This window comes from Agromyces sp. GL_144 (genome assembly GCF_057834305.1).
Map to the genome: position 1 here is coordinate 1488481 of NZ_CM174399.1, position 18135 is coordinate 1506615.

At 70.3% G+C, this 18135-nt stretch carries 16 protein-coding genes, 1 tRNA gene and 1 riboswitch; of the genes, 13 read left to right on the top strand and 4 right to left on the bottom strand.

The window, feature by feature from the left end:
- Window positions 1-3: 3 nt before the first annotated feature.
- Window positions 4-70: riboswitch (guanidine-III (ykkC-III) riboswitch) on the top strand.
- 14 nt (window positions 71-84) lie between these two features.
- Window positions 85-414, top strand: a complete 330-nt coding sequence (locus AC3IPY_RS06645) for a DMT family transporter (protein ID WP_489187538.1) — start codon at window positions 85-87, stop codon at window positions 412-414.
- A 59-nt stretch (window positions 415-473) separates the two neighbouring features.
- Here AC3IPY_RS06645 and AC3IPY_RS06650 read toward each other — a convergent pair whose 3' ends face one another.
- Together AC3IPY_RS06650 and AC3IPY_RS06655 are read right to left on the bottom strand one after the other, a co-directional pair.
- Entirely contained in the window at window positions 474-1442 is a 969-nt protein-coding gene (locus tag AC3IPY_RS06650) for a YeiH family protein (protein ID WP_489187539.1), read from the bottom strand.
- 17 nt (window positions 1443-1459) lie between these two features.
- Entirely contained in the window at window positions 1460-3124 is a 1665-nt protein-coding gene (locus AC3IPY_RS06655) for a dolichyl-phosphate-mannose--protein mannosyltransferase (RefSeq protein ID WP_489187540.1), read from the bottom strand.
- A 65-nt stretch (window positions 3125-3189) separates the two neighbouring features.
- Here AC3IPY_RS06655 and rsmI point away from each other — a divergent pair, with 65 nt between their 5' ends.
- The 11 genes from rsmI (at window position 3190) to AC3IPY_RS06710 (ending at window position 15359) form a co-directional block, all read left to right on the top strand.
- Complete coding sequence (rsmI, locus tag AC3IPY_RS06660; RefSeq protein WP_489187541.1) at window positions 3190-4023, top strand: 16S rRNA (cytidine(1402)-2'-O)-methyltransferase; 834 nt, start codon at window positions 3190-3192, stop codon at window positions 4021-4023.
- Between the two features lie 63 nt (window positions 4024-4086).
- Window positions 4087-5190, top strand: a complete 1104-nt coding sequence (locus tag AC3IPY_RS06665) for an NADP-dependent oxidoreductase (protein ID WP_489187542.1) — start codon at window positions 4087-4089, stop codon at window positions 5188-5190.
- A gap of 57 nt (window positions 5191-5247) precedes the next feature.
- Complete coding sequence (metG, locus tag AC3IPY_RS06670) at window positions 5248-6813, top strand: methionine--tRNA ligase (protein WP_489187543.1); 1566 nt, start codon at window positions 5248-5250, stop codon at window positions 6811-6813.
- 10 nt (window positions 6814-6823) lie between these two features.
- Window positions 6824-7717, top strand: coding sequence for a TatD family hydrolase (locus AC3IPY_RS06675; protein ID WP_489187545.1), 894 nt, complete (start codon window positions 6824-6826; stop codon window positions 7715-7717).
- A gap of 72 nt (window positions 7718-7789) precedes the next feature.
- Window positions 7790-8665 (top strand): 16S rRNA (adenine(1518)-N(6)/adenine(1519)-N(6))-dimethyltransferase RsmA, encoded by an 876-nt coding sequence (gene rsmA / locus AC3IPY_RS06680; RefSeq protein WP_489188263.1) that lies wholly within the window; start codon window positions 7790-7792, stop codon window positions 8663-8665.
- Window positions 8666-8669: 4 nt separating this feature from the next.
- Window positions 8670-9596 (top strand): 4-(cytidine 5'-diphospho)-2-C-methyl-D-erythritol kinase, encoded by a 927-nt coding sequence (locus AC3IPY_RS06685; RefSeq protein WP_489187546.1) that lies wholly within the window; start codon window positions 8670-8672, stop codon window positions 9594-9596.
- A gap of 53 nt (window positions 9597-9649) precedes the next feature.
- Complete coding sequence (locus AC3IPY_RS06690) at window positions 9650-11464, top strand: ABC-F family ATP-binding cassette domain-containing protein (protein ID WP_489187548.1); 1815 nt, start codon at window positions 9650-9652, stop codon at window positions 11462-11464.
- A gap of 180 nt (window positions 11465-11644) precedes the next feature.
- Window positions 11645-12562 carry a MetQ/NlpA family ABC transporter substrate-binding protein gene (locus tag AC3IPY_RS06695; protein WP_489187549.1) on the top strand — a complete coding sequence of 306 codons (918 nt, stop codon included), beginning with the start codon at window positions 11645-11647 and terminating at the stop codon, window positions 12560-12562.
- A 142-nt stretch (window positions 12563-12704) separates the two neighbouring features.
- Complete coding sequence (locus AC3IPY_RS06700) at window positions 12705-13733, top strand: methionine ABC transporter ATP-binding protein (RefSeq protein ID WP_489187550.1); 1029 nt, start codon at window positions 12705-12707, stop codon at window positions 13731-13733.
- Window positions 13733-14392 carry a methionine ABC transporter permease gene (locus AC3IPY_RS06705; protein WP_489187552.1) on the top strand — a complete coding sequence of 220 codons (660 nt, stop codon included), beginning with the start codon at window positions 13733-13735 and terminating at the stop codon, window positions 14390-14392. Before AC3IPY_RS06700 ends, AC3IPY_RS06705 begins: the two co-directional genes overlap by 1 nt.
- Before the next feature lie 319 nt (window positions 14393-14711).
- Window positions 14712-15359, top strand: a complete 648-nt coding sequence (locus tag AC3IPY_RS06710) for a Pr6Pr family membrane protein (protein WP_489187553.1) — start codon at window positions 14712-14714, stop codon at window positions 15357-15359.
- Window positions 15360-15495: 136 nt separating this feature from the next.
- Here the strand turns inward: AC3IPY_RS06710 and AC3IPY_RS06715 are convergent, their stop codons facing one another.
- Together AC3IPY_RS06715 and AC3IPY_RS06720 are read right to left on the bottom strand one after the other, a co-directional pair.
- Entirely contained in the window at window positions 15496-17157 is a 1662-nt protein-coding gene (locus AC3IPY_RS06715; RefSeq protein ID WP_489187555.1) for an HNH endonuclease signature motif containing protein, read from the bottom strand.
- A gap of 242 nt (window positions 17158-17399) precedes the next feature.
- Window positions 17400-17891 carry a MarR family winged helix-turn-helix transcriptional regulator gene (locus AC3IPY_RS06720; RefSeq protein WP_489187556.1) on the bottom strand — a complete coding sequence of 164 codons (492 nt, stop codon included), beginning with the start codon at window positions 17889-17891 and terminating at the stop codon, window positions 17400-17402.
- A gap of 118 nt (window positions 17892-18009) precedes the next feature.
- Here AC3IPY_RS06720 and AC3IPY_RS06725 point away from each other — a divergent pair.
- Window positions 18010-18081: transfer RNA gene (locus AC3IPY_RS06725), tRNA-Gln, on the top strand.
- Window positions 18082-18135: the final 54 nt, after the last annotated feature.

Here is an 18135-nt window from a genome sequence, read left to right on the forward strand (position 1 = left end):
AGGGCAGATCGCCCGAGCGGCGACTCCGGACGAGGGCACCCAGTACCCGGAACGCGACAAGACTGGCTCAGGGAGTGAGCTGTCATGTCATGGATCGTCCTCATCGCCTCGGGCGTGCTCGAAGCCGTCTGGGCCACCGCCCTCGGTCGTTCGGAGGGCTTCACGAAGCTCTGGCCGTCGATCGTCTTCGGCGTCGCGCTCGTCGCCTCGATGGGCGGGCTCGCGTTCGCGATGCGCGAGATCTCCACCGGCACGGCCTATGCGGTCTGGGTCGGCATCGGCGCGGCGCTCACCGTCATCTGGGCGATGGTCACGGGCGACACGGATGTCTCGTGGGCGAAGGTCCTGCTCCTGCTGGGCCTCGTCGGCTGCGTCGTGGGCCTGAAGTTCGTCGACGGCGGCGCCGGCCACTAGTCGGGCGATGGCGCGTGCCGGTCAGCCCGGCAGCACCGCGTCAGGCCGGCAGCACCGCGTCAGCCCAGCAGCACCGCCCCGTACGCCAGCGTCGCGACGAGCACCCACGAGGTCAGGCCGACGACGAGTGCGCGCCATCCGGTGGCCGCGAGGTCGGCGAATCGGATCGAGGCGCCGAGGGCGAACAGCGCCATGGCGAGCACGGCCGTCTGCAGCGCGTCGGCGGCGGCGAGCACCGGTTCGGGCAGTGAGACGAAGGTCGTGAGCAGCACGGCCGCGAGGAAGCCCACGATGAAGAGCGGCACGACGGGCGGGCGCGCTCCGCTGGTCGCCACGTGCCGGCGCCGCTCGACGCCGGCGGTGATCGCGACCATCGGGGCGAGCATGAGCACGCGCGTGAGCTTCACGACGACGGCGACGGCGAGGGCGGCGGGGCCCGCGAGCTGCGCGGTCGCGACGACCTGGCCGACGTCGTGCACGCCGGCGCCGACCCAATGGCCGAACTGCACCGAAGACAAGCCGAGCGGATGCCACAGCGCGGGCAGCACCGCGATGGCCAGCGTGCCGCACAGGGTGACGAGGGCGACCGGCACGGCCTGCTCGTCGTCACGGGCCCGCACGGTCGAGCCCATCGCACCGATCGCCGAGGCGCCGCAGATGGCGAAGCCGCTCGCGACGAGCAGGGGCTGGTGCCCCGGCAGTCCGAGCGCGCGGCCGAGGCCGATCGTGCCGACGAAGGTGAGCACGACCACCGCGACCGTCGTGATGATCGTCACCCAGCCGAGGTGGGCGATGTCGACGAGGCTCAGCTTCAGCCCGAGCAGCACGATGCCGACGCGCAGCAGGCTCCGCGAGGCGATCTTCAACCCGGGTGCGAGCGCGCCGTCGAGTCGGCGCTGCACGGCGGGCACCTGTCCGACGACGATGCCGATCGCGACCGCCGCGGTGAGCAGCGGCAGCGCGGGCAGCGCGAGGTGCACGAGCCACGCGACGGCCGCAGCGGATGCCGCGACGACGAGTCCCGGCATCCGCGCCCGCACGCCGCTCACCCCCAGCTCGGCAGCCAGAAGTGCAGCTGCCGGAAGTCGGGCGTGAGGGGGATGCCGGTCCAGAGCGGGTAGAAGAACGCCGAGACCAGCGCCACGAAGACGAGGTAGACGCCGACGGTCGCGATGCCGCGCTCCCTGCGCCACCAGACGTCGTCGGGCCGACCGAGCACCAGCCGGATCACCGCCGCGAGGGCGAGGATCATGAACGGCTCGAACGCGATCGAGTAGAACTGGAACACCGTGCGATCGAGGTACATGAGCCACGGCAGGTACCCGGCGCCGAGTCCGAGCAGGATGAGACCCACCTGCCATTCTCGATAGCGCGCGAGCCGGTACACGAGGTAGAGGCAGGCGATTGCGGCCGCCCACCAGATGATCGGGTTGCCGATGCCCATGATCGACGACCAGCAGGTATCGCCGCCGCAGCCGCCCGAGCCGTCGTCGGTCGAGGAGAACCACATGTTCGTCGGTCGGCCCATGACGAGCCAGGTCAGGGGGTTCGCCTGCCACGGATGCTCGGAGTGCACCCCGATGTGGTACTGGTACGCCGAGGAGTGATAGTGCCAGAGGCTCTGCAGGGCGGTGGGCACCCACGAGAAGAAGCCGGTCGCGCGGTTGGCCGCGTCTTCGGCCCAGTGCCGGTCGTAGCCGCCGTCGGTGACGAGCCATCCGGTCCACGAGGCCAGGTAGACCGCGAAGGCGACGGGAACGTAGAGCAGGAACGTGACCGGACCCTGCTTGAGGATCGCCGACGTCACGTAGAGCGGAACGCCGGCGCGGCGCCTCGCGAGGGCGTCGACGACGATGAGGTAGATGCCGAACGCGGCGAGGAACCAGACGCCCGACCACTTGACGGCGGAGGTCGCGCCGAAGGCCGCGCCCGCGGCGATGAGCCAGGGCCGCGACCACAGGGCGGGCCCGTAATGCGGATCGCGACCGGCCGCGCGGGCGGCGGCGAGGGTGCGTTCGAGGCGCTCACGCGCCCAGCCGCGATCGATGACCACGAACCAGACGCCGAGCAGGGCGAAGATCATGACCCAGTTGTCGAGCAGCGCCACACGCGACATGACGATCGCGTTGCCGTCGACGGCGAAGAGCAGGCCGGCGATGACGGCGATCACGGTCGACGGCCAGAGGCGTCGCGCCAGCATCATGATCACGAAGACGCCGGCGGTGCCCGCCAGTGCCGTCGTGGCGCGCCACCAGAATGCGCTGTCGGCGCCGAACGCGGCCATGCCGAGCGCAATCATCCACTTGCCGAGCGGCGGATGCACGACGTACGAGGGCGCATCGAGGTACGTGTCGGTGCCGCCGTCGGCGAAGCCCTCGTCGGCACCCTCGGGCCAGCTCGACTCGTAGCCGTGGTGCAGGAGCGTCCACGCGTCCTTCACATAGTAGGTCTCGTCGAACACGATCGCCTGCGGATGCCCGAGGTTCCAGAACCGCAGCACCGCCGCGATGAGCGTGACGAGCACCGGGCCGCCCCAGTACCAGAGGGCGCGCCGGCGCGGCGTCGAGAGCGTGCGCGCCCACCAGGCGTCGAGCCGGGTTCCGCGGGGTTCCGGTGCGGGCCGCTCCGCCGGCTCGTTCAGCGCGTCGGATGCCTCGGGCTCGACGGTTGCGACGGGCGCCGTCGGGGCGGCATCCGTCTCAGCAGTCATGCGCTTCAGCGTATCCGAGGAGCGACGGGTGGGCCGCGTCGCGACTCGTGCGCGACACTGGGAACATGATCATCCTCGCGGCGACGCCCATCGGCAATCTCGGCGACGCGTCGGTGCGACTGCGCGAGGCGCTCGCAGAGGCGCAGGTCGTGGCATCCGAGGACACGCGGGTCACGCAGCGGCTGCTCGCGGGGCTCGGCATCGCGAACCGGCCCCGGCTCATCGCCCTGCACGAGCACAACGAGCGGCAGAAGGCCGCCGAGCTCGTCGAGCTGGCACGCGATGCCGACCTGCTCGTGCTGAGCGACGCGGGCATGCCCACGGTCTCCGATCCGGGCTTCCCGCTCGTGCAGGCGGCCGTCGCCGCTGGCGTCGAGGTCACCGCGATCCCGGGGCCGAGCGCCGTGATCACCGCGCTCGCCGTCGCCGGGCTGCCCACCGACCGGTTCGCGTTCGAGGGCTTCCTTCCCCGCAAGTCGGGGGAGCGTGCACGGCGTCTCGCCGAACTCGCGGGCGACCGTCGCACGCTCGTGTTCTTCGAGGGGCCGTCCCGGCTGGCCGCGAGCCTCACCGCGCTCGCCGAGGCCTTCGGCGCCGACCGCCCGGCCGCGGTCTGCCGCGAGCTGACGAAGCTCCACGAGCAGGTCAAGCGCGGCGGGCTCGGCGAGCTCGCCGCCTGGGCGGCCGAGGGCGTGCGCGGCGAGATCTGCATCGTCGTGCAGGGCGCGGCCGAGCAGCGGGCGGATGCCTCGACCGCACTCGACCGCGTGCTCGAACTCGCGGCATCCGGAACCAGGCTGAAGGACGCGGCCTCGCTCGTCGGCACCGAGACCGGCCTCAGCAAGCGCGACCTGTACGAGGCGGCGTTGGCCGCCAAGGCCGACCGACCCCGAACCTGAGAATCATCCCCCATTCGGGGGGAGAGGGCGGACAATGGAGGGACACGCACGAGGAGGTGCGACATGGCTCACGAAGTCAGGTTCGCAACGTTCGGCGGCCCCGAGGTGCTCGAGATCGCCGAGATTCCCACGCCCGAGCCGGGTGAGGGCGAGGTGCTCGTCGAGGTCTACGCGGCGGGACTGAACCCGGTCGAGAGCGCCATCAGGCGCGGCGAGCATCCCGAGCGGTGGCGCATCGCGCCGCCCGCGTCGCAGGGCCGCGATCTCGCCGGAACCGTCATCGCGACCGGGCCGGGCACGATGCGGTTCGACCGCGGCGACGAGGTCATGGGCTTCGCCGAGCACGGCGCCCAGGCGACCGATGTCGTCGTGCCCGAGGCGAACCTGATCGGCCGCCCGCCCGCACTCTCGTGGGAGGTCGCCGGGTCGCTGTACACGGCGGGCACCACGGCCTGGTCGATCGTCGAGGGACTCCACCTCGACGCGAACGACACGGTCGTCGTCACCGCGGCCGCGGGCGGCGTCGGATGCCTCGCGGCGCAGCTCGCGCGACTTCGCGGGGCCACCGTCATCGGCACCGCGCCCGACATGCGCTTCGACTTCCTGCGCCAGTTCGGCGTGATCCCGACCGAGTACGGCCCGGCGCTCGCCGACCGGGTGCGCGCCCTCGCGCCGCACCCCGTGAGCGTGTTCCTCGACTTCCTCGGCGGGCAGGCCGAGCAGGCGCGGGCCCTCGGCGTCCCGCCGGCCCGCGTGTTCACGCTGACCGACTGGGACGCGGTCGAACGCGAGCAGGCGGTGCGCGCCGGCACGGGCGACATCGTCGCGCTCGGACGGGTCGCCGCCCTCGTGTCCGCGCGGCGGCTGCGGCTGCCGATCGCCGACGTGTTCCCGCTCGAGAAGGTCGCCGACGCGTATCGCGCCCTCGATCGGCGCGAGGCGCCGGGCAAGATCGTGCTCGGCATGCACGTCGTCGACTACCCGATGCAGAAGATGAAGCAGCCCGCCCTCAAGGAGGAGGACGTCACGATCGGCGTGCCGACCGAGCACGACCGGCTCGAGGTCGAGGAGGCCGTGCCGGCCGCGGTCGGCGACGGCAGCGTGCGACGCCGACGCCGCGAGGCGCGCGAACACGGCATCGACGGGCAGGCGCCGACGGTGCCGTAACGCGAACGCTCGGTAACACGGAATTCGTGGCATCCGCTCGCCCGTAGGATTGGACGCATGGCCGACGGCTCCTCGTTCTACATCACCACGCCCATTTTCTACGTGAATGACGTGCCCCACATCGGGCACGCCTACACGGAGGTCGCTGCAGACGTGCTCGCGCGCTGGCACCGCCAGGCCGGTGAGCGCACCTGGATGCTCACGGGCACCGACGAGCACGGCCAGAAGATCCTGCGCACGGCGACCGCCAACGGCGTCACGCCGAAGCAGTGGGCCGACAAGCTCGTCGACGAGGCGTGGAAGCCGCTGCTCGAGACGGTCGACATCGCGAACGACGACTTCATCCGCACGACCGACCCGCGCCACGAAGAGAACGTGCAGAAGTTCCTGCAGAAGCTCTACGACAACGGCCACATCTACACGGGCGAGTACGAGGGCTACTACTGCGTCGGCTGCGAGGAGTACAAGCAGGAGTCCGATCTCGTGCCCGGCACGGGCGAGTACGAGGGCCAACTCGTCTGCGCGATCCACTCCAAGCCCGTCGAGCTGCTGCACGAGAAGAACTACTTCTTCCGCACCTCGGCCTTCGCCGAGCGCCTGCTCGCGCTCTACGAGCAGCGTCCCGACTTCGTGCAGCCCGAGTCGGCGCGCAACGAGGTGCTCGGCTGGGTGCGCTCCGGCCTGTCCGACCTCTCGATCTCGCGCTCGACGTTCGACTGGGGTGTCAAGGTCCCGTGGGACGAGACGCATGTCGTCTACGTCTGGTTCGACGCGCTGCTGAACTACATCACGGCCGTCGGCTACGGCCAGAACGATGAGGAGTTCGCGAGCCGCTGGCCCGCGCAGCACATCGTCGGCAAAGACATCCTCCGCTTCCACGCGGTCATCTGGCCGGCCATGCTCATGGCCGCCGAGCTCGACGTGCCTCGCGGCGTGTTCGGCCACGGCTGGCTGCTCGTCGGCGGCGAGAAGATGTCCAAGTCCAAGCTCACGGGCATCGCCCCCCAGCAGATCACCGACACCTTCGGCTCCGACGCGTTCCGCTACTACTTCCTGCGCGCGATCGCGTTCGGCCAAGACGGCTCCTTCTCGTGGGAAGACCTGGCGGCCCGCTACCAGGCCGAGCTCGCGAACGGCTTCGGCAACCTCGCCTCGCGCGTCATCGCCATGATCACGCGCTACTGCGACGGCGTGGTGCCCGCCTCGACGGCGGATGCCGCGACCGCGGCAGACGAGGCCATCGCTGCGGTCGAGCAGCGGGCGACGGATGCCTCGTGGTCGGCCATCGATCGCATCGCGATCCACGAGGCCATCGCGTCGGTGTGGGAACTCGTCGACGCGCTGAACGGCTACATCACGAGCGAGGAGCCGTGGGTGCTCGCGAAGGACCCGACGAACCGGGCCCGCCTCGAGACCGTGCTGGCGACCGCGTACCACGGGCTCGGCACGCTCGCCGTGCTGCTCTCGCCAGTGCTGCCCAAGGCCACGGCGAAGCTCTGGACCGCGCTCGGCGCGCCCGGCACCGTGCAGGAGCAGCGCATCGACCGGGCGAACGAGTGGGCCGTCGGCACGCGGGTCGCCGCACTCGAGGCGCTCTTCCCGCGCATCGAATCGGCTGAATGACTCGGTCTTCGTGAGCGCAGAGCACCTCCGCACCCGCAACGACGGCGGACGCCCCGTCGAGTACCCGCCGCTGCCCGAGGCCCTCGCGGTGGGCGTCTACGACAACCACACGCATCTCGAGATCGCCGACGGCGCGTTGCCGCTCGACGTGCACGAGCACCTCGAACGCGCGGCATCCGTCGGCGTGATCGGTGCGGTGCAGGTGGGCACGGATGTCGCGACCAGCCGCTGGTCGGCCGAGGTCGCCGCTCGCGAGCCGCGCCTGCTCGCCGCCGTCGCGCTGCACCCGAACGAGGCGCCCGAGCTCGAGGCGGCGGGCACGCTCGACGACGCGCTCGCGGTCATCGACGGGCTCGCGGCCGAGCCGCGCGTGCGCGCCGTCGGCGAGACCGGACTCGACTTCTACCGAACGGATGACGAGGGCCGGCCCGCGCAGTTCCGCTCGTTCGAGGCGCATATCGAGATCGCCAAGCGGCACGACGTCGCGATGCAGATCCACGACCGCGACGCCCACGACGAGGTGGTCGCGACCCTGCGACGCGTCGGCGCGCCGGAGCGCACCGTGTTCCACTGCTTCTCCGGCGGCGACGAGCTCGCGAAGCTCGCGGCATCCGAGGGCTGGTATCTCTCGTTCGCCGGCAACGTGACGTTCAAGAACGCCGAGAACCTGCGCGATGCGCTGCGGGTCGCGCCGCGCGACCGCATCCTGGTCGAGACGGATGCCCCGTACCTGACGCCCGTGCCGCTGCGGGGCCGCCCGAACGCGCCCTACCTCGTGCCGCACACGGTGCGCTTCATGGCCGACGTGCTGGGCGCCGACCTCGACGAGCTCTGCGCGGATCTCGCGTCGAACACGCAGCGGGTGTACGGGGCATGGCAGGATGAAGCGCGTGTGGGGGACTGACATGGGGGCTGCCGACGTGGGGGCTGTCGCGTGAACGCGCATCGGCACGAGGCCGAGAACGGCGCGCCGACGATCGCGCGCCTGTTGGGGCCGGCCGAGATCCGCGACCTCGCGGAGCTCCTCGACGTCACGCCGACGAAGAAGCTCGGCCAGAACTTCGTGCACGACGGCAACACCGTGCGTCGCATCGTGCAGACGGCGGGCGTGCAGTCGGGCGAGACCGTGCTCGAGATCGGCCCGGGGCTCGGATCGTTGACGCTCGGACTGCTCGAGGCCGGGGCATCCGTCATCGCGGTCGAGATCGACAAGCGGCTCGCCGCGCAGCTGCCGCACACGGCCGACATCATGCAGCCCGGCACCTCGCTCACGGTCATCACCGCCGACGCGCTGCGCGTGACGGAGCTGCCGGGCGAGCCCGTGCGACTCGTGGCGAACCTGCCGTACAACGTCTCGGTGCCGGTGCTGCTGCACCTGCTCGAGCACATCGACTCGCTGCAGACGGGCATCGTCATGGTGCAGGCCGAGGTCGGGCACCGGCTCGCCGCAGAGCCCGGTTCGAAGGTCTACGGCGCGCCGAGCCTCAAGGCCGCCTGGTACGGCACCTGGCGCACGGCGGGCCAGGTCTCGCGCATGGTCTTCTGGCCCATTCCCAACGTCGACTCGGTGCTCGTCGGCTTCGTGCGCGGCGAGCAGCCGGGCACCGTCGAGGAGCGGCGGGCCACGTTCGCGCTCATCGACGCGGCGTTCCAGCAGCGACGCAAGATGCTGCGCCAGTCGCTGTCGGGCGTGCTCGGCGGTTCGGCGGCCGCAGCGAGCGGGGTGCTCGAGCGTGCCGGCGTCGCGCCGGAGTCGCGTGGCGAGCAGCTCATAGTCGAGGACTTCCTGCGCATCGCCCGGGCCGCGACGGCACCCGCCCAGGCGGTCCCGCCGGCCTCCGCGGGGGCGTGACGCCGTGACCATCGCCTGGACCGAGGAGTCCGTGCACGTGCGCGCGCCCGGCAAGATCAACCTCTTCATGCGCGTCGGCCAGGTGCAGCCCGACGGCTATCATGACGTCGCCACGGCCTACCAGGCCGTCTCGCTCTACGAAGACGTCCGCGCCTGGCCCGACGACGAGTTCAGCGTCGCGTTCGGCGGCAGCGTCGACACCTCCGGCCTCGAGACGGATGCCTCGAACCTCGCGATCCGGGCCGCGAAGCTGCTCGCCAGGGCGACCGGGGTGCGCGGCGGCGTGCGGCTCGAGATCGAGAAGCACGTTCCGATCGCCGGCGGCATGGGCGGCGGATCCGCCGATGCGGCGGCGACGCTGGTCGCCTGCGACGCACTCTGGGGCACGGCGATGCCGAAGGACGAACTGCTCGCGCTCGCGGCGCAGCTCGGCGCCGACGTGCCGTTCTCCCTCGCCGGCGGCACCGCGATCGGCACCGGCCGCGGCGACCGCCTGAGCCCCGCGCTGGCGACGGGCTCGTTCCACTGGGTGCTCGCCGTCGCGGAGTTCGGGCTCTCGACGCCCGGGGTCTACGGCGAGCTCGACCGCATCCGCGAAGAGGAGCGACGGCACGTGTCCGCCTCGCCCGTCGTCGATGCCGAGGTGCTGCAGGCGCTCCGCGCGGGAGACCCCGGCCTGCTCGCGATGGCGCTGCACAACGACCTCCAGGAGGCGGCGCTGCACCTCGCGCCCGGACTCGGCGGCATCCTCGAGCTCGGCATGGCGAACGGTGCGCTCGCCGGACTCGTCTCGGGGTCGGGGCCGACGGTCGCCTTCCTCGCGGCCGACACCGACTCCGCGCTCGAGTTGCAGGTCGCGCTCTCGGCCGCGAGGCTCACGGCGATCCACGTGCACGGCGCGGTGCACGGAGCGCGCATCCTCTCGAGCTGAGCTCTGGCTCGCTGAGCGAAGCCCACAGCCGCGCCAACTAGGCTCGAGAGGACATGGCACATCTTCTCGGCGCCGAGCGCCTGCATCTCGAGTTCCCGACGCGCACCGTCTTCGACGAGGTGACCCTCGGCATCGACGAGGGCGACCGCATCGGCGTCGTCGGCCGCAACGGCGACGGCAAGTCCACCCTGCTGAAGCTGCTCTCGGCGCGCCTGCAACCCGACGGCGGACGCGTCACCATGCGTCGCGGCATCCGCATCGGCATGCTCGACCAGTCCGATGTGGTCGACCCGGGCAAGACGGTGGCCGAGTTCGTCGTCGGCGGCATCGAGGAGCACGTGTGGGCCGGTGACCCGAAGGTGCGCGACGTGATCGGCGGGCTGCTCGCCGACGTGCCGTGGCACGGGCAGATCGCGAGCCTCTCCGGCGGTCAGCGCCGCCGGGTGGGCCTTGCCGCGCTGCTCGTGGGCGACTGGGACGTCGTGTTCCTCGACGAGCCGACGAACCACCTCGACGTCGAGGGCATCGCCTGGCTCGCCGGGCACCTCAAGCGGCGCTGGTCGGCCGACGCCGGTGCGCTCGTCGTCGTGACCCACGACCGGTGGTTCCTCGACGAGGTCTGCACCGACACGTGGGAGGTGCACGACGGCATCGTCGAGCCCTTCGAGGGCGGGTACGCCGCCTACGTGCTGCAGCGCGTCGAGCGCGATCGCATGGCAGCGGCATCCGAGGCGAAGCGGCAGAACCTCATGCGCAAGGAGCTCGCGTGGCTGCGCCGCGGCGCGCCGGCCCGCACGTCGAAGCCGAAGTTCCGCATCGACGCGGCCAACGAGCTCATCGAGAACGAGCCTCCGGTGCGCAACAAGGTCGAACTCGACCGGCTCGCGGTCTCGCGCCTCGGCAAGGACGTCGTCGACCTCATCGACGTCGGCGTGCAGTTCGGCGACAAGACCGTGCTGCACGACGTCGAGTGGCGCATCGCGCCGGGGGAGCGCACGGGCATCCTCGGCGTCAACGGCGCGGGCAAGTCGACCCTGCTCGGGCTCGTGACGGGCGCGGTCGAGCCGACGAGCGGCAAGGTCAAGCGCGGCAAGACGGTGCGCATCGCGACCCTCAGCCAGGAGCTGAACGAGCTCACCGAGTGGTCCGAGCAGCGCGTCTCCGCGGTCGTGGCCGAGCAGCGCACGAGCTACGAGGTCGGCGGGAAGGAGATGACGCCCGGGCAGCTGCTCGAGCGCCTCGGCTTCACGACGGCGCAGCTCTCGACGCCCGTGAAGAACCTCTCGGGCGGCCAGAAGCGCCGGCTGCAACTGCTGCTCATCCTGCTGCAGGAGCCGAACGTGCTCATCCTCGACGAGCCAACGAACGACCTCGACACCGACATGCTCGCCGCCATCGAGGACCTCCTCGACTCCTGGCCCGGCACGCTGCTCGTCGTCTCGCACGACCGCTACCTCATCGAGCGCGTCACTGACCGCCAGTTCGCGATCCTCGACGGGCACCTGCGCGACCTGCCGCGGGGCGTCGACCAGTACCTCGAGCTTCGCAAGGCCCTCGAACCCAGAACGGCGACGGATGCCTCGCGCCGGGCGGATGAGGCCGCGCCGAGTGCGGCGCAGGCTGTTGCGGCGACGCCCGCACTCGCCGGCGCCGAACGCCGCACCGCCGAGAAGGAACTCGCGTCGATCGACCGCAAGCTCGAGAAGCTGTCGTCGCAGATCGCGAAGGCGCATGAGCGGCTGGCCGTGCACGACCAGGGCGACTACGTCGGGCTGGCGGCGCTCGGCGACGAGCTGCGTTCGCTCGAGACATCCGTCGCCGATCTCGAGACGCGCTGGCTCGAAGTTTCCGAGACCCTCGAGGCCTAGCGTCGCAGATTCTGTGACGTCGCATGACCCTGGCGGCGGGCGTGCAAAGAATCTTCGCCTAACGTTGGAGTGCGCCCGCGTTCGCGGCATCGAAGCCCCCACCGTGACAGACCGTGGCGGAGCCATGCCTGCTCCACAGCCATCAGCACCAGAACGCGCGCGACGACGAAAGGAACTCCAATGGCACCCCGCTCTCACGTTCGCAGCACCAAGCTCATCGCCGCCCTCGCCGCGATCCCGCTCGTCTTCGGGCTCGCATCCTGCGCCTCCGCGGGTTCGGACTCCGCCTCCGGCGACGGTTCGGGCGACGTCATCAAGATCGGCGTCGTCGGCAAGGGCGACGCCCAGTGGGACGCGTTCGAGAAGGCCGCCGACGAGGCGGGCATCGACATCGAGCTCGTCGACTTCTCGGACTACGCGCAGCCGAACCCGGCCACGACCGAGGGCGAACTCGACCTCAACCAGTTCCAGCACATCGTCTACCTCGCCGATTACAACGTGTCGGCCGGCGAAGACCTCACGCCGATCGGCTCGACCGCGATCTACCCGCTCGGTCTCTACTCGACCAAGTACGACTCCGTCGAGGACATCCCGAAGGGCGAGACCGTCGCGGTTCCGAACGACGCCTCGAACCAGGCCCGCGGCCTGCTCGTGCTGCAGTCGGCCGGACTCATCGAGCTGAAGAGCGGCGGATCGATCTTCTCCGACCTCGCCGACGTCGACGAGGCGAAGTCGAAGGTCAAGGTCACCGCGCTCGAGGCCTCGCTCACGCCGACCTCGCTGCCCGATGTCGCGGCCGCGATCATCAACAACGACTACGTGACCGATGCGGGCCTCTCCTTCGAGGACGCCATCGCGCAGGACGACCCGTCCGACCCGAACGCGCTGCCGTACGTGAACATCTTCGCGACGCGTGCCGAAGACGCCGACAACGAGACGTACCTCAAGCTCGTCGACATCTTCCAGACCGACCCCGGCGTGCAGGCGGGCCTGCTCGAGGCCTCGGGCGACACCGCGGTGCCGCTGAGCATTCCGGTCGCCGACCTGCAGGACTCGCTCGCCAAGGTCGAGGCCGACACCAAGGCCGCCAAGGGCTGATCTGCCGACGTCCGCAACCGCGGACCGTCCGCGCCACGCGGGCGGCGGGAACCGTATCATCGGTCCCGCCGCCCGTTCACGCGTTCGCCGGCACCATCGTACGCACCGTCGCCCTGGAACATCGCTCTGGAAGGAGCACCGCATGGCTCTCGTGAGCCTCACCGACGTCACCAAGACCTACCCGTCGCCGGAGAAGAACGGGGCGCCGATCGTCGCCGTCGAATCGGTGGACCTCGAGATCGAGGCCGGCGACGTCTTCGGCATCATCGGCTACTCGGGTGCCGGCAAGTCCACGCTCGTGCGGCTGATCAACGCCCTCGAACCCACGACGTCGGGCACCATCGAGGTGGGCGGGCGCACGATCACGACGATGCCCGAGCGCGAACTCCGCGGCATCCGGCTCGAGATCGGCATGATCTTCCAGCAGTTCAACCTCTTCAACTCGAAGACGGTGCGGGCGAACATCGCCTACCCGCTCAAGGTCGCCGGTGCGTCGAAGGCCGAGATCACGGCGCGCGTCGACGAGCTGCTCGCGTTCGTCGGCCTCACCGACAAGGCGAGGAACTACCCCGACCAGCTCTCGGGCGGGCAGAAGCAGCGCGTGGGCATCGCCCGTGCGCTCGCGACCTCGCCGCGGCTGCTGCTCGCCGACGAGGCCACGAGCGCGCTCGACCCCGAGACCACGCAGGAGGTGCTCGAGCTCCTGAAGCGCGTCAATCGCGAGTTCGGCGTCACGATCGTGATCATCACGCACGAGATGGACGTCATCCAGTCGATCGCGACCAAGGTCGCGGTGATGGACGGCGGTCGGGTCATCGAATCCGGCGACGTGTTCGACGTGTTCTCGTCGCCGAAGAACGCCTCGTCTGCGCGCTTCGTCTCGACCGTGGTCAAGGGTGTGCCGTCGCCGGCCGAGGCGGCCGTGCTGCGCGAACGCCACGAGGGGCGCATCGTCACGATCTCGTTCCGCGACGGCGACGCATCGCAGTCCGCCGTGTTCCTCGACCTCGCGAGCGCGGGCCTCGAGTTCGAACTCGTCTACGGCGGCATCAACGACATCCAGGGGCGCGCGTTCGGCCATCTGACGCTCGCGATCAGAGGGGCGGATGCCGCGATCGACGCGGTGCTCGCGAAGATCGGCGCGCGCGCCGAGGTCACGGAGGTGGCGTGATGGATCGCCTGTTCGAGCTCGGCAGCGAGTTCTGGATCGCCGCGGCCGAGACGCTCTACATGGTCGCCGCCACCCTGCTCATCGGCGGCTTCTTCGGTCTGCTGCTCGGCGTCACGCTCTACGCGACGAGGCCCGGCAGTCTGCTCTCGAACAAGCCGGTGTTCAACATCCTGAACGTCGTGATCAACTTCTTCCGGCCCATTCCGTTCATCATCTTCCTCGCCGCGGTGCAGCCGCTCGCGCGCTACGTGATCGGCATCGGCATCGGCAATGACGCGCTGATCTTCTCGCTCTCCATCGCGTCGTCGTTCGCGATCTCGCGCATCGTCGAGCAGAACCTCGTCACGGTCTCGCCGGGCACCGTGGAGGCCGCGCGGGCGATGGGCGCCGGGCCGATCCGGATCCTCGGCACCGTCGTGATCCCCGAGGCGCTCGGCCCGCTGATCCTCGGCTACACCTTCATCCTCGTGGCGATCGTGGACATGACGGCGATGGCCGGCTTCATCGGCGGTGGCGGCCTCGGAAACTTCGCCCTCGTCTACGGCTACCGGCAGTTCCAGCCGGCGATCACCTGGGCCGCGCTGCTGCTCATCGTCGTATTCGTGCAGAGCCTGCAGTTCTTCGGCAACTGGCTGGCGCGCAAGGTCATGCGCCGCTAGTCGTCGTGCTCGGGCGGTTCACTGCTCCTCCACAGCCCGAGGGGTGAACCGCCGACTCACGGTCGGTCACGGGGAGGGGCCTGTCGGCCCCGCGTGACGCGACGCGACCCGATGAGCGGGCCCGGGCTCGCGCGCTGTCGGAGGCCTGCCGGGCGGAGGGCGTCGCGGTGCGCGCGCAACTCAACCTCCACGACGGCGGTGCTCGCTGGTTCGCGCCCGACGACTACGCGTGAGGTGCGGGTGCGCAACGGCATTCGAGCCATCGAGCGCGCGGCGGGTCGCGATCGAGCGTCGTCGCGCCGTCACTAGGATCAGCGGAATGAAGCGTCGCGTCGCAGCAGTCGTGTTCCGTCTGGTCTTCGCGCTCGCCGCGCTGTCGGCCATCGCGTTCCAACTGTTCGCGGTGCACATCCCCAACGGATACAGCGTCTTCAACTTCTTCGCGTACTTCACCAACCTCTCCAACATCCTGATCAGCATCGTGTTCATCGTCAGCGCGCTGCGTCTGTTGCGGGCTCGGAACGCGCCGACCCCGACGGACTCGGCGATCCGCGGCGCTGCGGTCGTCTACATCGCGTTCGTCGGGCTCGTGTTCAACACGCTGCTGCGGGATGTCGATCTCGGAGACCTCGATCCCGTGGTGAACGCCATCCTTCACTTCGTACTGCCGATCGCCGGCATCGTCGATTGGCTCGTGTGGCCGCCGAAGAACCGCATCGCGGCGCAGGCGATCCTGTGGTGGATGGTCTTCCCAGCCGTCTATGCTGCGTTCTCGATCATCCGCGGCGCTGCGACCGGCTTCTATCCCTACCCGTTCTTCAACCCCGACGCGGTCGGTGGGTACGGGGCCGTCGCCCTCTACTGCCTGGGCATGCTGGTCGGCTTCCTCGCGCTCTCGTTCGGGGTACGTGCGCTCGGCAATGCGCGGGTGCGGTCACGTCGGGAGCACACGACCGAACTCGCCTGAGACGTGTTCGTCGCGTGCGCGGCCGATCGCGCGAGTTGCCGATTGCGCGCGCTGCCGATCGCGGGCGCGGCCGATCGCGCGATGCAGTCGATGCAACTCGCGCCGTTCAAGATGTCGACGCTCAGAATCCCGACGCTCAGAATGGTGGAGCGACCTCCTCCGGATCGACCCTTTGCCCACCGCGTTCATCTCTCGAGCCCTCGGGTGTAGCTCCGGTTGGCGCACCGGGCGGTGATGCTGGTGATGCGGCCGATGTGTCGGTTGGGATGTGGTGTTCGGGGTGTGTGGTGTGGGTGCTTCCGCCGGGTGAGGTCCATTCGAGGACCGCGCCCGGGAGATGTCGTACCGTCCAGGAGGTCTCGTGTTTGAGGTGGTGGTGTGCGGCGCAGAGGTGGGCGAGGTTGTCGAACGCGGTCGCGTTGCCGTACGCCCAGTCTTGGGTGTGATCGACCTCGCTGCGCGACGCGCGACGGTTGCAGCCCGGGAACCGGCAGGACCCGTCGCGGACCTCGAGCCACCGCTTGAGATCCGCCGGCGGGCGATAGCGGGTGCGGTCCACGTCGAGCACGGTGCCGGTGACGGGGTGGGTCAGGATGCGGATGAACGAGGGTGCGTGCGCTGCGAGCCGGCGGGCGGTGTCGTCGTCGACGGGGCCGTACCCGTCGAGCACGGCGGCCGCGACAGGCAGGTCGGGCATGGCGGATGCGCCCAAGGCGCCCGAATCGCCGGTTGCGCTCGACGCGCCCAGCGCGCCTGACGCGTCCGGCACGGCGGTGGCGCCAGGTGCTGCGGTCGCGGTCGGGGTAGGCGCGGCCCGGCCGGGCTCAGTCAGCAACGTGAGCACCGGGACCGTGACGTGCACGCTCGGACGCACCGACGCGACCGCCGCAGCAAGCTCAGACCCCGACGGCAACGCCCCGTAGAGGAGCAGATCGCGCGCGGTGTCGGTACGCACCTGATCGGGTGTGACGTGTCCGGCACGATCATGGTCGGCAGTGCCTCGACCACCCGAGGCCGCGTCGGTGAGGGCGACCCGCGCCACACCGTCGAGGCGGTCGGCGATCAGTGCGGCATCGGCCGCGGGCAGCAGCAGGTGCAACCAGCTCATGCCATCACGCGCCGGTTCGAGCTCGACCCGACGAGTGGCCCGCGCCGCCCGATGCCGGTCGGCGAGGGATTCGGCCAGCAGCTCTTCACGAAGCGCTCGCGCCTTGCGTCGCAACGTCGCCGCGGACACTGTTGCGGCCAAAACGGCGAGGCGTTCATCGAGGCGGGACAACACGCCGTGCTCGTCATCGACCTCGTCATCGATAACCGCGCACGCCTCGATGATGACCCGCGCGTGCTGGAGGGACAGGTCGCCGGCCCGCATCGCCGCCAACGTCGCCGGCAACGACGTCGACAACGTCCACGCCTCGTCGAGCTGACGTTGCATGCTGCGCTCGGGCACCCGCAACGCGGTCGCCAGCTCGGCGACGACGCTGCGGTGGGCCATCTCGCGACGCCGGGACGCCGACAGCGACGACGCCACGAACGCGGCCTCGGCCCGGATCGCATGAGAGAGCGCGAGGAACATCACCTCGACCCGGACCGAGGCCTGCATCGCCTCGACCCGCTGCGCCTGCACCACCGCATCGACCAACCCCGCGAGCTGATCTCGCGCCACCGCATACGGCGAACGCGCATCATGCGCGGCGTCCGCAGCAGCCCCGACCGCAGCAGACCCGACGTGATCGACAGGCCGCGGCGAAGACGCGGAACCACCACCGAGATGGGGAGCCGGGCCGTCGCTGCGCATACCTCGATTCTACCGGAATTCAGCCGACATTCGAAGATATGTTCGAGAACTGTGGAGGGAATCGGCACCAGCATTGCGCCTGACCATGTGCTGCACCGAGCCCGGGAAGCGCAGTCCTCGAACGCGACAACGCGACAACGCGACAACGCGAGAACGCGAGAACGCGAGAACGCGAGAACGCGAGAACGCGAGAACGCGAGCACCCGGCGAACCGGCGAGCCCACGCCGGGCACCCGAATGAGTCAGTCGAAACCGAGGCTGAGCTTGCGCAGCAGCCCGGCGAGCCGTTTCTGCTCGGCGGCCGGCAGGCTGTCGAGCAACTCCGCCTCGGCGTCGACGAGGCGTGTGATCGCGGCATCCACCCGGGTGAGGCCTGCCGGACTCATCTCGACGAGGATGCCGCGACCGTCGTTGGGGTCGGTCTGCCGGGTGACGAGACCGCGCTCGACGAGACGGTCGATGCGGTTGGTCATCGTGCCGCTCGAGACGAGGGTCTGCTGCAGCAGTTGCTTCGGCGAGAGCCGGAACGGCGCGCCGGCGCGGCGCAGGGCCGAGAGCACGTCGAACTCGCTCGACTCGAGCTCGGAGCGGGCGAAGGCCTGCCGGCGCGCGCGATCGAGGTGCTTCGACAGTCGCGCGACGCGCGAGAGCACCTGCAGCGGTGCGAAGTCGAGGTCGGGGCGTTCGCGTTCCCAGTCCTCGACGATGCGGTCGACCTCGTCGGCATGCGTCATCCCGCCATTATCCCGCGGCAGCACGTCGCCGACAGCGCGACGCCGACAGCGCGACGACGCGGTCACCCCGGCAGGTCTGGCAGACTGGATGGCGCCCGTGCGCACCCCGCCCGAGCGGTCCGCCATAGTGTAACGGCAGCACGACAGCCTTTGGAGCTGTTCGGTCCAGGTTCGAATCCTGGTGGCGGAGCCGGAACGCCGCCGGAGGCGACGCAGGAAGCCGCCGGATCCAACCCCACAGGAA

Excerpts from the sequence above, each read along its gene's own strand:
- AC3IPY_RS06645 (WP_489187538.1), top strand. The coding sequence starts at position 85 with ATGTCATGGATCGTCCTCATCGCCTCGGGCGTGCTCGAAGCCGTCTGG.
- AC3IPY_RS06650 (WP_489187539.1), bottom strand. The coding sequence starts at position 1,442 with ATGCCGGGACTCGTCGTCGCGGCATCCGCTGCGGCCGTCGCGTGGCTC.
- AC3IPY_RS06655 (WP_489187540.1), bottom strand. The coding sequence starts at position 3,124 with ATGACTGCTGAGACGGATGCCGCCCCGACGGCGCCCGTCGCAACCGTC.
- rsmI (WP_489187541.1), top strand. The coding sequence starts at position 3,190 with ATGATCATCCTCGCGGCGACGCCCATCGGCAATCTCGGCGACGCGTCG.
- AC3IPY_RS06665 (WP_489187542.1), top strand. The coding sequence starts at position 4,087 with ATGGCTCACGAAGTCAGGTTCGCAACGTTCGGCGGCCCCGAGGTGCTC.
- metG (WP_489187543.1), top strand. The coding sequence starts at position 5,248 with ATGGCCGACGGCTCCTCGTTCTACATCACCACGCCCATTTTCTACGTG.
- AC3IPY_RS06690 (WP_489187548.1), top strand. The coding sequence starts at position 9,650 with ATGGCACATCTTCTCGGCGCCGAGCGCCTGCATCTCGAGTTCCCGACG.
- AC3IPY_RS06695 (WP_489187549.1), top strand. The coding sequence starts at position 11,645 with ATGGCACCCCGCTCTCACGTTCGCAGCACCAAGCTCATCGCCGCCCTC.
- AC3IPY_RS06700 (WP_489187550.1), top strand. The coding sequence starts at position 12,705 with ATGGCTCTCGTGAGCCTCACCGACGTCACCAAGACCTACCCGTCGCCG.
- AC3IPY_RS06705 (WP_489187552.1), top strand. The coding sequence starts at position 13,733 with ATGGATCGCCTGTTCGAGCTCGGCAGCGAGTTCTGGATCGCCGCGGCC.
- AC3IPY_RS06710 (WP_489187553.1), top strand. The coding sequence starts at position 14,712 with ATGAAGCGTCGCGTCGCAGCAGTCGTGTTCCGTCTGGTCTTCGCGCTC.
- AC3IPY_RS06715 (WP_489187555.1), bottom strand. The coding sequence starts at position 17,157 with ATGCGCAGCGACGGCCCGGCTCCCCATCTCGGTGGTGGTTCCGCGTCT.
- AC3IPY_RS06720 (WP_489187556.1), bottom strand. The coding sequence starts at position 17,891 with ATGACGCATGCCGACGAGGTCGACCGCATCGTCGAGGACTGGGAACGC.